Source organism: Arcicella lustrica, from assembly GCF_034930985.1.
In the GTDB taxonomy this organism is placed as follows: Bacteria; Bacteroidota; Bacteroidia; order Cytophagales; family Spirosomataceae; genus Arcicella; species Arcicella lustrica.
Window position 1 is genome coordinate 232,755 of sequence record NZ_JAYGIM010000010.1, and the last position, 16,709, is coordinate 249,463.

At 35.6% G+C, this 16,709-nt stretch carries 10 protein-coding genes and 1 riboswitch; of the genes, 2 read left to right on the plus strand and 8 right to left on the minus strand.

The features are described from left to right. Nucleotide 1 precedes the first annotated feature (1 nt). The 6 genes from VB798_RS14355 to VB798_RS14380 form a co-directional block, all read right to left on the minus strand. Nucleotides 2-3,046: a SusC/RagA family TonB-linked outer membrane protein gene (locus VB798_RS14355; protein WP_323259469.1), complete on the minus strand. Its 3,045-nt coding sequence runs from the start codon at nucleotides 3,044-3,046 to the stop codon at nucleotides 2-4. A 436-nt stretch (nucleotides 3,047-3,482) separates the two neighbouring features. After that, complete coding sequence (locus VB798_RS14360) at nucleotides 3,483-6,317, minus strand: TonB-dependent receptor (protein WP_323259471.1); 2,835 nt, start codon at nucleotides 6,315-6,317, stop codon at nucleotides 3,483-3,485. Between the two features lie 110 nt (nucleotides 6,318-6,427). Beyond that, nucleotides 6,428-7,735 (minus strand): peroxiredoxin family protein, encoded by a 1,308-nt coding sequence (locus VB798_RS14365; RefSeq protein WP_323259473.1) that lies wholly within the window; start codon nucleotides 7,733-7,735, stop codon nucleotides 6,428-6,430. Between the two features lie 211 nt (nucleotides 7,736-7,946). Beyond that, nucleotides 7,947-8,891 (minus strand): cytochrome-c peroxidase, encoded by a 945-nt coding sequence (locus VB798_RS14370; RefSeq protein ID WP_323259475.1) that lies wholly within the window; start codon nucleotides 8,889-8,891, stop codon nucleotides 7,947-7,949. Nucleotides 8,892-9,025: 134 nt separating this feature from the next. Beyond that, on the minus strand, nucleotides 9,026-9,661 hold the full coding sequence (locus VB798_RS14375) for a YceI family protein (RefSeq protein ID WP_323259477.1): 636 nt from the start codon (nucleotides 9,659-9,661) through the stop codon (nucleotides 9,026-9,028). 28 nt (nucleotides 9,662-9,689) lie between these two features. Continuing rightward, nucleotides 9,690-10,970 (minus strand): peroxiredoxin family protein, encoded by a 1,281-nt coding sequence (locus VB798_RS14380; RefSeq protein ID WP_323259479.1) that lies wholly within the window; start codon nucleotides 10,968-10,970, stop codon nucleotides 9,690-9,692. A gap of 187 nt (nucleotides 10,971-11,157) precedes the next feature. After that, nucleotides 11,158-11,254: riboswitch (SAM riboswitch) on the minus strand. A 295-nt stretch (nucleotides 11,255-11,549) separates the two neighbouring features. On the opposite strand from VB798_RS14380, the gene VB798_RS14385 reads away from it, so the two are divergent. Together VB798_RS14385 and VB798_RS14390 are read left to right on the plus strand one after the other, a co-directional pair. Further along, nucleotides 11,550-12,128: a Crp/Fnr family transcriptional regulator gene (locus tag VB798_RS14385; protein ID WP_323259481.1), complete on the plus strand. Its 579-nt coding sequence runs from the start codon at nucleotides 11,550-11,552 to the stop codon at nucleotides 12,126-12,128. Between the two features lie 109 nt (nucleotides 12,129-12,237). Continuing rightward, on the plus strand, nucleotides 12,238-12,678 hold the full coding sequence (locus VB798_RS14390) for a carboxymuconolactone decarboxylase family protein (protein WP_323259483.1): 441 nt from the start codon (nucleotides 12,238-12,240) through the stop codon (nucleotides 12,676-12,678). Nucleotides 12,679-12,785: 107 nt separating this feature from the next. Here the strand turns inward: VB798_RS14390 and VB798_RS14395 are convergent, their stop codons facing one another. Both VB798_RS14395 and VB798_RS14400 read right to left on the minus strand, forming a co-directional pair. After that, entirely contained in the window at nucleotides 12,786-15,467 is a 2,682-nt protein-coding gene (locus tag VB798_RS14395) for a family 78 glycoside hydrolase catalytic domain (protein WP_323259485.1), read from the minus strand. A 285-nt stretch (nucleotides 15,468-15,752) separates the two neighbouring features. Beyond that, nucleotides 15,753-16,523, minus strand: coding sequence for an SDR family oxidoreductase (locus VB798_RS14400; protein WP_323259487.1), 771 nt, complete (start codon nucleotides 16,521-16,523; stop codon nucleotides 15,753-15,755). Nucleotides 16,524-16,709 lie beyond the last annotated feature (186 nt).

The window sequence follows — 16,709 nt, forward strand, 5'->3', positions numbered from 1 at the left end:
ATTAAAAAGTCAAATTAAAACCAGCTTGAAAGCTACGTGGTTGTGGTGGCGTTCCTAAATCTATCCCTTGAGCATTCTGGTCACTACTAGCACTAGATTCTGGGTCGAGTCCTGTATATTTTGTAATCAAGAACAGATTTGTTCCATTCACAAACACCTTGATACCTTCGGCACCTAGTTTTTTAGCAAAAGATTTTGGCAAATTATAACCTACATTTAACGAACGGAGTCGTATAAACGAACCATCTTCCAACCAGCGACTACCGCCATCACGATAATTATTAACGTTTACTCCGTCAGGGCGAGGAACGTCAGTAATGTCACCCGGTTTTTGCCAACGAGCCACGTTACTCGCAAAAATAATCCGAGCTGCATCTCTGGCACCACCGCCCTCTCCAAAGAATTTATTGTGGTTATAGATTTTGTTCCCATACTGGAAAGCTAAGAAAGCTGATACTTCAAAACCTTTGTAACTGAAATTGTTAGTGAATCCGCCAAAGAATTTCGGCCAAATACTTCCTACAATTTGTCGGTCAGCAACAGTGATTTGCCCATCTTTATTCACATCTTCATACACTACATTTCCTGTTTGTGGGTCAACATACAATTGTTTATATACCCAAAAAGAGTAAAGAGGCGTACCTTGTTGTTGAAGAATCAAGTCTCTACTTCCGTAACGAAGTGGATTTTCTAATTTTTCAATGTTATTAATATTTTGAGCAATGTTCAAACTAGACGTCCAAGTAAAACCACCTCGTTGAATATTCGTTGTATTGATACTAAATTCAAAACCTTTATTGCTGATTTCAGCAGCGTTGCTCCAATAATTGGCGAAACCTGTTGTACTTGGTAAAGCCAATTGCAATAAACCATCTCTGGTGTATTTAGTATAATAATTTAATTCAAAAGCAATTTTTCCATTCAATAAAGAAGCATCTACACCCACATTAAATTGGTTTGTTTTTTCCCATCTTAAATCTGGGTTAGCCAATTGTTGTGGTGCAGTTCCTGCACTTCCTTGGTAAGATGCACCACCTGTCCACAAACCTTGTGAAGCAAAGTTTCCGATACCATTTTGGTTTCCTACAATACCATAACTTGCTTTTAATTTTAAGTCTGAAATAACAGTATTGTTTTTAAGAAAATCTTCTTGTTTTAATCGCCAAGCGGCACCTACTGCAGGGAAATAGCCCCATTTACGGTCTGTCCCGAAACGAGAAGAACCATCTGCTCTCAAGCTTACGTTGAATAAATATTTTCCGTCAAAATTATAGTCTGCCTTCGCAAAAAATGATGCTAAATTGCTTTTACTCCAGTTTTGTGAACTGATTGTGGTAGCCGCTGAAGAAATAATTTTGAAAGAATTATTCGCAAAACCTCTTCCTTCTGCATACGTTCTGTTCAATACGTCGCTTTGTAATGTATTACCTACGACTAATCCGAAAGAGTGTTTGTCACCCAATTTCTGGCGATAAGTAAGCGTTTGTTCGTTCAATAATGAAGTAAACTGAGAAATCGAAGAAGTAGCCAAACCACCTTGTGCTCCCAATAATAGGAAAGTATTCCAGTATTCCGATTCGTTATAATTGTTATAATCAACACCCCAACTTGAACGTAATTTTAAATTGGGAAGTAAAAAAGCTTCCGCATAAAGATTACCAATATATCTCAAACTTGTTGAATGTACATCGTAGTTTTCTAATAATAAAGTTAAGTTATCAAAGCCTGCACGACCCACCAAAACACCTTGTTCATTGTATGGTGACAAATAAGTAGGCGTATGCAAAGCCGCTTGTAATAAACCACCTTGTGGACCATCACCAGCACGAGCTTGGTTACGATAGGTTCTTGAAAAAGAGTTACTTACGCCGATTTGTACTTTGTCGTTAATCTTCTGGTCGAGATTTACTTTAAAACTTGCTCTATCAAAAGTGATGGGTTTAAGAATTGCTTCTTGAGAATTAAAACCACCACCAATATAATACTTTGTAGTTTTCGTACCTCCCGATAATGATATATCATAGCTTTGAAGTGTCGCTGTACGGAAAGCTTCGCCGAGTCTGTCGTAAGTTTGTTGTTCTTCTGGTAAGCCACGTCCACCTTCCGATACTGGTCTGAATGGTCGGTTTGCCACAGTTCTGTTAAGCGAAGGTGTATCTTTTCCAGTATTAATCCACCATTCGTTTACTAATTGGGCATGCTCTGGACCAGTTGTCAAATCCCAAAGTTTAACAGCCTTTGCTTGTCCGAAACTTGCGTTGATATTTACTTTCGGAGCTTGTTCAAAATTTCCTCTTTTTGTCGTAATTAAAATTACACCATTAGCCCCTCTTGAACCATACAAAGCGGTTGCTTCTGCATCTTTCAATACTTCAATACTTTGAATATCAGCAGGGTTAAAATCTGCAATTGGCGATGTCGCTTTACCGCCTGTTCCAATTGTTTGAAGACTGTTACTATTGATAAAAACACCGTCAACAACATACAAAGGGTCGTTATCGGCATTGATTGAAGTAGCTCCACGTACTCTTACATTAACGGCTTCGCCCGGAACACCCGTTGCAGAAGAAATTTGTACGCCTGATACTTTTCCTTGTAATTGAGCATCAATACTTCCTACAGGAATCGAACTAACTTCTGAAGGATTTACTTTTGTGATGGATCCAATCAAATTTTTACGTTCCTGTGTTCCATAACCAACCACTACAATTTCACTTAATTCTCTGTTATTTGCTTTAAGTTGAATGTCGATATTATTCGTTTTTACAACTACTTCTTTGGCATCATATCCTACAAAATTTACAACAAGTATATAAGGAAATTTTTGACCTGTCTTAAAGTAAAACATCCCATCTGCATCGGCTAATACACCGTGAGTAGTTCCTTTAATTTTAATAGAAGCGCCAATGAGGGGTTCTTTTGAACTTTCGTCTAACACTCTTCCTGAGAGCGTAGAATTAATAGTGGCATCGGTATTTTGGGCAAATAGCCCAAAAGGAAACAATAAAATACCTAGCCAGAATACTACTAGTAATTTTTTTTTCATTTACTTTGCATTGGTTAAATTAAAAAATAAGGTACTGGGAGTACAGCTTTTGCGTGCTCCTGAATCATTCCACAATGAACCTTTTTTGAACCAGCCATTCTTGTTACAGCAAGAGTGGCTTTTTTTTTAGTGTTTAAGTATTTGGTTTTATTTATTGATGAAATATACATAATCCATTAAAACTATAGACTATATGTTCAAAATTACTCTTCAAAATTAGACTTTACAAACATTTTTCAAAAAATTTAATATATCAGTATAAATGAAGTAAGATTAATCAGCTAAATGACTACTGCCAAAGATTTTTAATCGCTTTTGGAATTATATAAAATAGACAATATTTATTTTACAAATGCTTGATTATCAAAATCTTGAAAATATCATTTAAAACGACAAAAGCCCTCGTTTTGCAACGAGAGCTTCTTAGAATTTATATTTAGAAGTTAAAAGTTAATCTGCCATAATAAAATGCACCATTGAATCCGAACTGTTGTCCGCCACCTGTACCCCAAGGCACAGTGCCCGTTTGGTTATTTGCAATGCTTAATTGGTCGGGATAGACATCAAAAATATTATTCGAACCCAAAGTAATTCCTACAGATTTATTCAATTGATAGTTCACTGAAATATCAGTCGTTGTTTTCGGACTAAAAGTTTGGTCTCTTCCACCTGTTGCGCTGTTTATATTACTTTGAGTTGTATAAAATGTATATTCACCAAAGCGAGTAACAACCACATTAGGCGTAATACGTCCCCAAGTATAACCAGCCAATAATACCAATTTGCTTTGTGGAGTACCTCTTTCATAACGTCCTCTTTGTTGACGGTCAAAGAAAATACGTTCAGATAAATATTGACGAACTTCCTCTGTTCCTGAAGACGTTAAACCACTTGGTACATGAACATCTGTTACTTTCGTTTGGGTAAAATTTCCTGCTAATGAAAGATTAAGTGTTCCTGCACCAACACGATTTTTGTAGGCTAAAACAACATCAATCCCTTTGGTTTTGGTATCAATTGCATTGGCAAAAAACTGAGCAGCATTTACGTCTGGATAATTAGACAATAATCCTTTTACTAATTGAGCTGCTCCTTTAATAGTAGCATCACTGTTGTTAATCGAACTAAAATCAAAAGTACCAGTAAGCGTAATACGGTTTTTAATATCAATTTGATAAGCATCAACCGTAGCCGTAAAATGTTTCGCAATGCGACTGGTAATTCCTAAACTAAAATTGTTTGACGTTTCAGCCTTCAAGTTAGGAATACCAAATGATCTTGTGACATTGTTATCATTGTTCGATACTAACGAAAGAATCAAACCTCCATCAGCTTGTGGAATAGAAGTAGTTGCCGAGTAATATTTCTGTTGTAAAGAAGGCGCTCTAAAACCTGTACTAACCGCTCCTCTCAATGATAAACTTTCAAGAATGCTATTTCTATCATCAATCAATTTCAAAGAAGTAGATGTTTTCCATGTTAATTGGTCGCCAAAATCGCTGTATTTTTCATAGCGTAAAGCCCCAGTTAACAAGAACTTATCTGAGATTTCGGCTTCAACATCGCCATACAAACCAATGCTATGACGGTATTGATTTTGGGCATCCGCAGGCTGATAACCAGGAAATACTTGTGCGCCAGCAGGTCTAACACCTTTCGTTTTTCCGCCTACTGTACTGATATAAGTAGTATCGCCATAGTTTTTGTATGACTTTTCTTCTCCAGCAATGATTTGATAGTTTTCAAAACGATATTCTGCTCCAAAAGCTACGTTGAAAGCTTTGATGGCAGCATTTTCAAAACGTTGAGACAATCCTATATTGGTTGTATTTTGATTAAATACTAAAGCTCCGCTGTTAAACTTTGTAGGACTAGATGTTCCAATCGAAGCATTGATGGTATTTTGAATCGTATAATCAATACGGTTGTGTCCAGAAGTATTACTAAAATCAACATTCCAGCCATTCGCTTTTCCTTTGATTCCAGCTGTAAAAGAACCATCTACTAAGCGAGCAGCATTTTCTCCCAAGAAACCCGTCGGGTAAATTGTTGGGAAATATCTACTTGAAATACTGTTAATCGTTGTTGTTCCATTCGGAAAACGAAAAGCATTATTTGGGCTGATACTATATTTTGAAGAGATTCCACCAAAAGCATAAAATTCTACATCATTGCCCAATGGTAAAGCAGCGTTGACAAATAAACTAGCATTTTCTTGTTTCCCATTACCACTTCTTGCTGAACTATATCTATCTACAGATTTTTCTTTAGCATCTACAATTTCAGAGCTTGTACCTACTGCATAAGGAAACCAATATAATTTTGCACCCGTTAAGCGGTTATTATATTCATAAAAACCTGAACGGTCGGTAGCATCCCGGTTATTGATTTGTCCTGAAATATTAATAAAGCCTTTTTCCCCTAAACGGAAACCATAATTTACACCTGTTAATAAAGTAAAACCATCTTTTTTGTTACGATAACTGGTATTGTATTCTCCTGTGGTAATCGTTACTTGTCCTTGATCTACACTTGATTTCAAAACTATATTAATCACACCAGCAATCGCATCTGAACCATACTGAGCCGCCGCACCGTCACGCAATACTTCAATACGCTCAATGGCTGAAACAGGAATCGCATCTAAATCAGCTGACGAAGCACCTTGAGCTGGTGTTCCTAATACATTGACTAAAGCACTGGTATGACGACGTTTACCATTGACTAAAATCAAGGTTTGGTCTGGAGCAACACCTCTTAAAGCAAGCGGATTAATGTGCGAAGAACCATCTCCGCCAGTTTGACGATTGGAATTTACTGAAGGAGCAATAAAGCTAAGAATTTGTGATAAATCCGTTCTTCCTGTAGCGACTATTTCTTTACTGGTAATAATATCAACAGGCACAGGCGTTTCTATATTAGTTCTTGCTTGGTTTGAACGAGAACCAATAACAACCACTTCGTTAAGGTCTTGTTGGTCAGGATTTAATTTAATCGTCAATGAATTTTGATTGCCAACTTTTACTTGTTGACTCACGTAACCCACAAAGGACACAAGTACTATATCTTCTGGTTTAGCAGAAAGCGTAAAGTTTCCATCAAAATTAGACGTTGTACCTGTTTGCGTACCTTTTATTAAAACGGTGGCACCTGCCAGCGGAGCATTATCTTTTGCATCAATAATTTTACCCACAATGTTATTGCGTTTTTGGGCAATGGCTGTACTAAAAAGCAAGCTTAGGCTAAATAATAAAAGTAATTTTTGTTTCATTATGGATAGATTTTCGTTAAAGTAAAGATTAGGTAAAAGACAGCCGTAATAACATGGCAACTATTACGGACTGTCTATGTGGGGGTATGTTAGTTAATTGATGAATAAAACTATTTCAAACTTGCAGTGGTGATAGTCGCCTTTTCGTAAGGGTTTGGTTCAGCAATTAATCCGTCTAATACTTTATTGAATTTTTTAGTGTATTCTTTAAAGTACTTGCCCGTTACTTCTCCTGTGTAACCCGTATAGATTTCACGAACATCTCCTTTTCTATCAATGATGATAGTCGTCGGGAAAGCCGCCATTCTATTTAAAGCTGCAAGTTTTTCGGTAGCTACTTTTTTGTCGGCAATTCCACCGAAAAGAATATCATATTCTATTCCGAAGAAATCACGAAGTTTACCTAAAGTGTATTTGGCATATTCTAAATCATCTTTTTGTTCAAAACCAATAGCTATTGCTTCTACGCCTCTTTGTTTGTTGGCTTTATACCAAGGTGCTAAAAAGCGAGTTTGGTCAGTGCAGTTTGGACACCAAGTACCGATAATTTCTACAATAACTACTTTGCCTTTGTATTTATCATCGCTTAATGATACTTGTTTCCCAGTTAAATCTGGAAAAGTAAAATCTAATTTTTTATAGCCTTCTTTCAAGAAAGTAAGCTTGTAAGGATCTGGTAATGAAGCATTTTTATCTTTTGTTGCTTCAAATTTCTGAGTAACATAAATCCCAAAACTGATTTCACCATCACTTATGGTTGTTAAATCATCATTGATTTTTCCTTTAATTGCTACTGGACTTGGTCCTGTAAAACCTGAAAGATGAAATTCATTCCCTTGAATTGTACCTTCAAGTTCACGAGTATCACCAACAACAGTCATTAATACTCCTGTTAATTTATTCCCTTTTTGTTCTAATTGTGCAATAGAATTTGCAGCATTTGGGTCTTTACTGATGATTTTTACATTCCATTTTCCAGTAACATTGGTGACAGGTTTGAGGTCTTTTCCGGGTTCTACAAAACGATAAGTTTTGCCAAATTCAGCCACAAAAGGCAAAGAATTTCCTCTAAAATTTGGAACAAGACTTTTGTAAACACCTCTGAAAGTACCATTTTCGTCAATTTTACCAATTAAAGCGGCATCATAAGTATTCATTTTTACAAAAATACTGTCGCCCGATATAGCCTTTACTTTGAAGTCATCTCTTCTGCTCCCATTTAATAAAGTCAGCGTTGATGATTCTATTGTTTTCCCTTTTATTTCAAAATTAAAAGGGACTCTTGTTTCATTTACTTGAAACTCTCCACGCCATTTACCTTCTTTTAAAGTAGGTTTTTCGACAGCAAGGGCTGTGCTTGCCAATGAGAGCGTTAACAATGAAACATTGCACGCACCTTTTATAAAATTGATTTTCATGATTTTTTGTGTTAATCGTCCATCAATATTTTGATGGACGATATTTTGTTGGAAGATGATTAACTAAAGTAAACTGACAGGCATCGGTCATGATAGACCAAATGAAACTTAATGAGTCTCACCATAATTATTAGGTTTAAATTGTTAATGGATATAAAAAATGTAGTAATAAAAAGGTATATTTGGTTTAAGTAAATTATTCAAAATATGGTTATTTCTTCAAGAATCTATCATCTGTCAAAGCTTTTAAGAAAGCTTCTAACTCATTTATTTCTGTTTTACTGAGTCCTAATGGCGTACTGAGTGACAAATCTCTATTGACGCCATTTTTCACAAAAGCGTCAGGTTGGTTGTAATATTCTATTACTTCACGCAAGGTTTTGAACACACCGTTGTGCATATACGGAGGAGTAATGGCTACATTTCGTAAACCTGGCACTTTAAAATGTCCTAAATGACTAGAATCTTTCGTGATTTTAAATCTGCCTACATCATTGTGTTTTTTACCATCGAACAATCCAATATTTTTAAATCTATCCGCCGTAAAATCTTCTCCAGCATGGCAATTGGAACAATTCCCTTTTCCAATAAAAATAAGTCGTCCACGAATTGCTTCCTCACTCATCGCCGAATCGTCTCCATTAATGTAGCGGTCATAAGGAGTATTGGCGGTTTCTAGTGTTTTTTGATAAGCTGCCAAGGCGTCTCCCAAGAGTTTTTCAGTTACTTGAGATTTATAGATTTTCTTGAACGCTCTACTATATACTTTATGTTCATTTAACCTTGCTACTGCTTGCTCAATGGGCAAATTCATTTCAGTGGTAGAGATAATGGGCTGAATAGCTTGTTCTTCTAGCGAATTAGAACGACCATCCCAAAATAAATGAATTCTACCTGCTAAGTTCATGGCAGAAGGAGTATTTCTATCTGTCAGAATACCATCAACACCTACACTAAATTGTGTGGTATCTGCAAAAGCCAACTCTGGTTTATGGCATGATGCACAACTCAAAGTACGTTTAGAAGACAAAATTGGGTCAAAAAATAATTTCTCTCCTAAAGTTACTTTCGTGATAGGCTCATTTTCTTGCAAACGATACTGAAAACTCATCAAAACTATACAAGCTAACGTGAGTATGTAGAAGTACTTTTTCATCGTAATTCATTTAAATATAAAAAGAAGCGTTGGAAGTTTAGAGGTACAAAAGCTCAAAGATTTTTGTACCTCTAAATTTCATAAGTATTTACAGATTCACTATTTATCTGCCCTTAAAATAGTGAATCTCATACTTATTTACCTGTAGCTTTTGCTGCGGCTGTTCCTGTTTGAGCTACCAAATTAACGGCTAATTCAAAATCATTGTCGATTGCTTTGTCGCCAAGGTTCTCAAAAAAGTTTTTTGAACGAAACTTAATATCATACTTGGTGCGGTCAACCAAAATTTTCGCTTGAGCCGTCGTTTTGTTTTTTTCTACTTTTACAGTAGCTGGAAACTTCACCTCATTAGTAATGCCTTTGATGGTAAGTTTTCCTGAAATTTCATAATTCTCACCTCCTTTCGGTACAACAGAAGTAGTTACAAATTTTGCTTTAGGGAATTTTTCTACACTAAAAAAATCATCCGCTTTTAAGTGTCCAACCAATTTGGCATTATAATCTTTGTCAGTCAAATCGGTTACTGTTAGCGACGTTAAGTCAATTTCAAAAGTGCCACTTTTTAGTTTATTGTTGGCTGTTACTAAACTTCCAGTACTCAAGGAAATATTTCCTGTATGTTCTCCTGTTACTTTCTTTCCTGTCCAGACAAGTTTACTTGATTGACTATCAACTGTATAAACAGTATCGTTCCCTTTATTTTTGTCGTTTGCTTTTGCACCAATTGCTAAAGCCAATACACTCGTTAGGATAAGCGTGATTTTTTTCATGATTAAATTATTTAAATGAAGATTGATTTTATTTTAAAGCTACTTCTGTACTTGGAACAGGTTCTGCAATGAGTTTATCTAATTCTTTGTTCCATTTTTTAACATATTGTTTGAAGTATTTTCCTGTTACTTCACCCGTATAACCCGTATGGATTTGTTTTACTTTTCCGTCTCTGCCGATGATGATAGTCGTAGGAAAAGCTATCATTTTATTGAGGGCTACAAATTTTTCTGAAGCCACTTTTTTATCTGCAATACCTCCAAATAAAATATCGTATTGGATGTCATACTTTTCTTTCAGTTTTCCTAAAGTGTATTTTGCATAAGCTAAATCGTCTTTTTGTTCAAAACCAACAGCGATGGCTTCAACACCACGAGCTTTATTGGCTTTATACCAAGGCGATAAAAACTGTGTTTGGTCTGTACAGTTCGGGCACCAAGTGCCAATTATTTCAACAATTACTACTTTGCCTTTGTATTTATCATCACTTAATGAAACCTGCTTACCGTTTAAATCTGGTAAAGTAAAATCAAGTTTTTCATAGCCTTCTTTCAAGAAAGTCAATGCATACGGATCTGGCAGTTCTGCTTTTTTATCTTTTACGCCTTCAAATTTTACATTGTTATAAATGCCTAAACCGACTTCTCCCTTGATACTTTTATCAGGATTTATTTTTCCACGAATTAACCAAGGACTTGGCCCAGAAAAGCCCGTCAACGTAAATTCATCGCCTTGAACAATTCCTTCCAATTCACGAGTGTCGCCAGTTACTTTCAAAAATACGCCTTTGAGTTTATTGCCTTTTTGCTCAAAAACAGCTATTTGATCCGCTACTGGCTCTTTACTTAAAATTTTAATTGCCCACTTTCCTGATAAGTTATGGTTCGATTGAATCTCTTTGGCTGGTTCTACAAAACGATAGGTTTTACCATATTCAGCCACAAAGGGAAGGAAATTTCCTTTGAAATTAGGAACAAGACTTTTGTACACACCCGACAGCGTTCCATCATCATTCACTTTTGCGACTAGTGCAGCATCATAAGTATTCATTTTGATAAATACTGAATCTTTTGCGATTTGCTGTACATGAAAATCGTCCCTTCTTGAGCCATTGATTAACGTGAAAGTTGCGTGTTCAGCATCCTTTCCTTTTACCTCGAAATTAAAAGGAACTTGTACTTCATTCACTTTAAATTCACCACGCCAAACCCCTTCTTTGATAAATTTATTTTGTGCATTTGCAGCGTTGAAAGTCAATGAGCCTACAGCTAAATAAGCGATTGATAGTAATTGGTTTTTAGTTTTCATTTGATTCAGTCGGTTGTTTTTATTATTCTATTAAGTTTATAGATTAAGTATATTATACAATCGTAATTTTGATTACACTATAAATAAATACTTATTAATTGATACAGTATTGAAGGTGAAATAGCAAAAACGCAATTCCCATCAATGCTTAATCAAGCATCATCGTAAAAAAATTGATTGTATGTACGATTTATCCTTAGAATTAGGTTGGGGCACCTTGTTGGTGGCTAACAGGTTGCCAGAAGGTCATTGAGCCTAGTCTCTCGCTTCGTTCTTTATAAATCTATTAATTCTATAGGCAAAGTTAATTAATTTAATTTTAGAAAAACAAATGTTTGAGTAAAAAAACTCAAAAAAATAATTTTCTTGGAGATTTGTGACTAAGAAAAAGGTTTAATTAGAGTCATTCAAGGCATCATAATGATGGCAAGTGCGAGTACTTGCACCAGTTGGAAGAGCAATAAAATACTTTATTTTGTATTTATAATCTTGAAAGAAAATCTTTACTTTTCCAAGACTACTAATATTTTTATAACATTTCCAATATCTCTTTTTTCTGTAAAACCAAGTAATAAGCCAATGTCAGCATTTTTAGGAAAGCATATAGCACAACAAATTTCAATCTCAGAGACTGATATTACTCAAATATTAACTTATTTTAAGCCTCGTGTTTATGAAAAAAAAGCCTGTTTGCTACAAGAGAATCAATCTTGCAAAACATTATATTTTGTCGATAGAGGGTGCTTGCGTTTGTTTTTTTGTGATGACAAAGGGATTGAGCAAACGATACAGTTTGCGATAGAAGGCTGGTGGATGACAGACCTCACAGCTTTTCATAGTGGAAAAACAGCAGAATTCAGTATTCAAGCCATTGAAACGACGGAAGTAATGGAGATTGATAGAGATACTTTAGAAGAATTGTTGAAAGACTTTCCGCAAATGGAACGCTATTTTAATAAAATCTATCAAAGAGCTTATGCTGCTTCTTTATTGAGAGTAAAGCACATTTTTACTTTTTCCAAAGAAGCATTTTATCAGTTGTTTAGTAGCAAATATCCTCAATTTATTCAACGCATTCCGCAGAAAATATTGGCTTCTTTCTTGGGATTTACCCCTGAGTATCTTAGTGAATTAAGAAAAAAAAGTATGAAACATTAATTAAATTTAAACCATAAATGCTTACTTAAACCAGCTTAAGTTTTTTTGAAATTCTGTGACCGACCTTTGTAAGGTAATATTTAAAACAACAAAATATCAATCAAAGGAAATGGAACAGAGAATTAAAATTCAAGATGTACAACCAGCTGCTTGGAAAGCAATGTATGGTTTAGAAACTTATTTGGCTTCAACAGAAGTAAGTAAAACACATAAAGAATTAATCAAAATAAGAGCATCCCAAATCAACGCTTGTGCTTTTTGTATTGATTTACACACGACAGATGCAATTAAAAATGGAGAAACTACCAAACGTATTTTCTTATTAAATGCTTGGAAAGAAACAGATATTTTCAGCGAAGAGGAGAAGGTTGTATTGGCAATTGCTGAAGAAATTACGCTTATCCATTTAGGAGGTCTTTCTGACAAAACTTATCAAAAAGCAAAAACCATTTTTAGTGAAAGTTACATTGCACAACTTATTATGGTGGCAGTAACCATTAACGCTTGGAATCGCATTGCTATTAGTACTCAGCTACCAGTGGCTCATTAATGTTGGAAGGATTTTTAAAAATAAAAATTGATTTTTCTATTAGCGGGCGAATTAATTCACCCGCTAATAGAAAAATTTAAATAGCTTCTTGAACATTTAAGATAACCCTAAAGCTCCATTACAAAAGCATATTTCCCTGAACCTAACTCCAAACTTCCCTCCTGACTCACTTTAAGGCTCGTGCCATTTTCAATAATGGAAGCTATCTTTTTAGTCGGAAAAGTCAGCGTTGCGGTAGTATTCGCTGGGATTTCTACTTCCCAAGTCAGTTTTCCACTGTCTATTTTCCAAGCAGAAGCAACAATTCCGTAATTAGTTTTCAAGCTACCTTTGGCATAAGTCAGCCCCCCTCCTATTTGTGGTTTGATGACAATTTCTTTGTAACCCGCACCATCAAATTCTTTGGTATCAATGCCTGCAATGTTTCTGTACATCCAGTCGCCTACAGCTCCATAAGCGTAGTGATTGAAGGAAGTCATGCCCGGGTCTTGGAAAGTACTGTCTGGTTTCATGCTATCCCAACGTTCCCAAATTGTTGTTGCACCATGCGTTTTGATTGGATATAACCAAGACGGATAAGTATCTTGTAAAAGCAATTTATAAGCTACATCATTTCTATCAAATCGGCTCAAGACTGGGTTCAAGAAAGGCGTTCCTAAGAAACCCGTCGTTAAGTGATAGTTATACGATTTGATATTATTCACCAATCTTTCAACCGCTTGCGGACGAAGAGCTTCAGGTAACATATCAAATTGTAAAGCCAAAATATATGCCGTTTGTGTTTCTGAAATCAATTTTCCAGATTCAGTCATGTATTCTTTTTGGAATTGTTTTTTAACTCTTCCTAATAGTTTTTCATAGTTTTGCACATCCTCTGTTTGTCCTAATATTTTACCCGTGTTAATCATCAACTGTACACTGTAAGCATAAAAACATTGTGCTACCAAATAGTTATCAGTAATGGCAGATTTCATTCCAATCATTCCTTTTGAATCGTCAACACGATACGAAAGCCAGTCGGCAAATTGGAAACCTGTATTCCATAAATCATTTTTAGCAGCTTTATGAATATACTCCACGCTTTTCTTCATCGTTTCGTATTGTGTTTCAAGTACTTGCTTGTCGCCAAAAGCGACATAAACGTTATACGGAATGATAATTCCTGCATCGCCCCAACCAGCCGCTTGCGATGGTCCATCATTCAACACATTTGGGATTACGTGTGGCACTGCTCCGTTTGAAAATTGGTCTGCCGTGACATCTTTCAACCATTTTGCAAAAAACTGATTCGCATTGAAATTATAAGATGCCGTTCTTGAAAATACTTCGGCGTCGCCCGTCCAACCCAAACGCTCATCTCGTTGAGGGCAGTCGGTCGGAACATCTAAGAAATTACCTTTTTGTCCCCACTGAATATTTTTCTGTAATTGATTCACTAAAGGATTTGAGGTTTCAAAGTTCCCAGTTTGTTCCATATCTGAATACAAAGCATAAGCCGTAAAATCTTCTGGATTGACTTTCCCATCCATACCTTCTACTCGCACATATCTAAAACCAAAAAATGTAAAATGTGGCTCGAAGAAATCTTTGCCATTACCACTCAAAATATAAGTTGCCTGTGCTTTTGCCGAACGAAGGTTGGTAAAGTACGGATTTCCAAATTTATCCATCATTTCAAAATGCGAAAGTGTAATTTTATCGCCCGCTTTTCCTTGTGCTGAAAGTGTTATCCAACCCACCAAATTTTGTCCAAAATCTAAAATTGTTTCGCCATTCGTTGCCTTGAATACTTTCACTGGTTTAAACGTTTCATGCTTTTTAATGGGTTCATTCACCGAAGCATTAAGATAATCAGTAGGGAAATTTTTCTCCACAGCGTTTTTCCAATTAGCATCATTAAATGCCACACTTGTCCAATTGGCTGTTCTTTTACGAGCATCTATTACTTCTCCATCATAAATTTCAGCGAAACGAATATCACTTTCTGTTACTTTCCACGAATTATCCGAAACAATACTTTCTTTTGAACCATCCGAGTAAGTCAATTCCAATTGAAAAAGTAAAGCTGTTTCTTTTCCATAAATATTTCGCTGTTTTAGCCAAGCCAAACGTGTTCTGTACCAACCACTTCCCAAGGTTGCGCCAATGGCATTTTTTCCAGAAGTAATCAAATTGGTAACATCATAAGCTTGGTATTGCAAATGTTTGTTGTAGCTCGTCCAACCAGGAGTCAGGAATGCGTCGCCTACTCTTTTGCCATTCAGTTGGATTTCGTACAAACCTCTTGCCGTTACAAAAGCTGTTGCATTGACGATTTTCTTTTTTGTGTCAAAACTCTTTCTAAACATCGGCACAACACCATTTACGGTGTCGTTTACAAAACCAGAATTTATCCATTTGGCTTTCCAATCGCTTTTATTTAAAGCTGTTTGGAAATTGGCAGTTGCCCATTCTGACGTTTGTCCTTGATTATCCCAAGCTCTTACTTTCCAAGTAATAAGTGTATTTGAAGGCAGTTTTTCTCCTTGGTAAGCATTAAAAATAGATGTTTCAGCATTTACTTTGCCACTATTCCAGATGACATTTCTGCCATTTTTTACTTGAATTTCATAAGCAATTTGCTTTACATTTTTCTTTTCTGAAACGAGTTGCCAGCTAAATCTTGGCTTTTCAGCATCAATACCAATTGGGTTCTGTTGGTTTTCAGTTCTGAGATTTTGGAGCTTTAACTGAGCAAACAGTGTATTTGCCATTAAAAAGCAAAAGAGAAATAATAGTTTTAATTTCATGTTAATTTGAAAATTGGATAAGATAAATTTTATAAAACACTGATAATGAGCATATTTAAAAGTAATCCTATAAGACTAAGACTCTTCAACACACATCATCATCAAATAAGTATAAATATATCTTGGAATAAAACAAGTACTCTCATGTACTTACCTTTAAATACGCCATTATTTCATGTTACACTACCCTATCCTGCTTATTACAAATTGATTGAACTTAAAATCATAATCAAACAAAAAACGCCCCGTTTCCGAGGCGTTCGAGTATATATAAGTGGTTAGAAATTATCGTCCCATCCAACCGCCATCAACGGTTAAAATTGTTCCTTGTACATATTTTGAAGCATCCGAACAAAGGAAAACTGTTGCTCCTTTAAAATCTTCGGTTTCACCCCAACGTCCAGCAGGAATTCTATCTAAAATACTTTTTGAACGATTTTCGTCTCCACGCAAAGCTTCCGTATTGTCCGTAGCAATATAACCTGGAGCAATGGCATTCACGTTAATACCTTTTGATGCCCACTCGTTAGCGAAAGCTTTTACCAAACTTCCGATAGCACCTTTACTTGCCGCATAACTCGGCACATTAATTCCGCCTTGGAATGTCAATAAAGAAGCCGTAAATACGATTTTACCTGAACCTTGGGCTATCATCATTTTACCAATCTCACGAGTAAGAATAAATTGAGCATCCAAATTAATACTCAGTACATTATCCCAATATTCATCTGAATGTTCTGCAGCAGGATTTCTTAAAATTGTACCTGCATTATTCACCAAAATATCAATGACTGGAAAATCCGTTTTTACTTGATTGATAAAAGTATAAAGAGCATTTCTATCCGAAAAATCACATTGATAGGCTTTGAAATTTCTGCCCAATGCACTTACTTCTTTTTCTACTTGGCTACCTTCGAGTTCCAAGGAAGCCGAAACGCCAATAATATCGGCACCAGCTTCTGCTAAAGCTAAAGCCATTGCTTTACCGATTCCTTTTTTACAACCTGTTACTAATGCAATTTTGCCATCAAGGCGAAATAAATCGAGCGTGTTCATTTTTGTTTTGTTATAAATGCTTTATAATAATCTCGTTAATGTTACAAAACAATATACTTTTCAAGTTAATCAAGCAATTCTCTTTGAAATTTTATAGAGAAAAGGCACATTTCAATAATATCTGTCATGATTGAGACGAAATTATCCAAAAATATTTAATCACAGTCTTTTCTATCAATACAAATT

Coding starts and splice junctions, on each gene's coding strand:
- VB798_RS14355 (WP_323259469.1), bottom strand. CDS start 3,046: ATGAAAAAAAAATTACTAGTAGTATTCTGGCTAGGTATTTTATTGTTT.
- VB798_RS14360 (WP_323259471.1), bottom strand. CDS start 6,317: ATGAAACAAAAATTACTTTTATTATTTAGCCTAAGCTTGCTTTTTAGT.
- VB798_RS14365 (WP_323259473.1), bottom strand. CDS start 7,735: ATGAAAATCAATTTTATAAAAGGTGCGTGCAATGTTTCATTGTTAACG.
- VB798_RS14370 (WP_323259475.1), bottom strand. CDS start 8,891: ATGAAAAAGTACTTCTACATACTCACGTTAGCTTGTATAGTTTTGATG.
- VB798_RS14375 (WP_323259477.1), bottom strand. CDS start 9,661: ATGAAAAAAATCACGCTTATCCTAACGAGTGTATTGGCTTTAGCAATT.
- VB798_RS14380 (WP_323259479.1), bottom strand. CDS start 10,970: ATGAAAACTAAAAACCAATTACTATCAATCGCTTATTTAGCTGTAGGC.
- VB798_RS14385 (WP_323259481.1), top strand. CDS start 11,550: ATGTCAGCATTTTTAGGAAAGCATATAGCACAACAAATTTCAATCTCA.
- VB798_RS14390 (WP_323259483.1), top strand. CDS start 12,238: ATGGAACAGAGAATTAAAATTCAAGATGTACAACCAGCTGCTTGGAAA.
- VB798_RS14395 (WP_323259485.1), bottom strand. CDS start 15,467: ATGAAATTAAAACTATTATTTCTCTTTTGCTTTTTAATGGCAAATACA.
- VB798_RS14400 (WP_323259487.1), bottom strand. CDS start 16,523: ATGAACACGCTCGATTTATTTCGCCTTGATGGCAAAATTGCATTAGTA.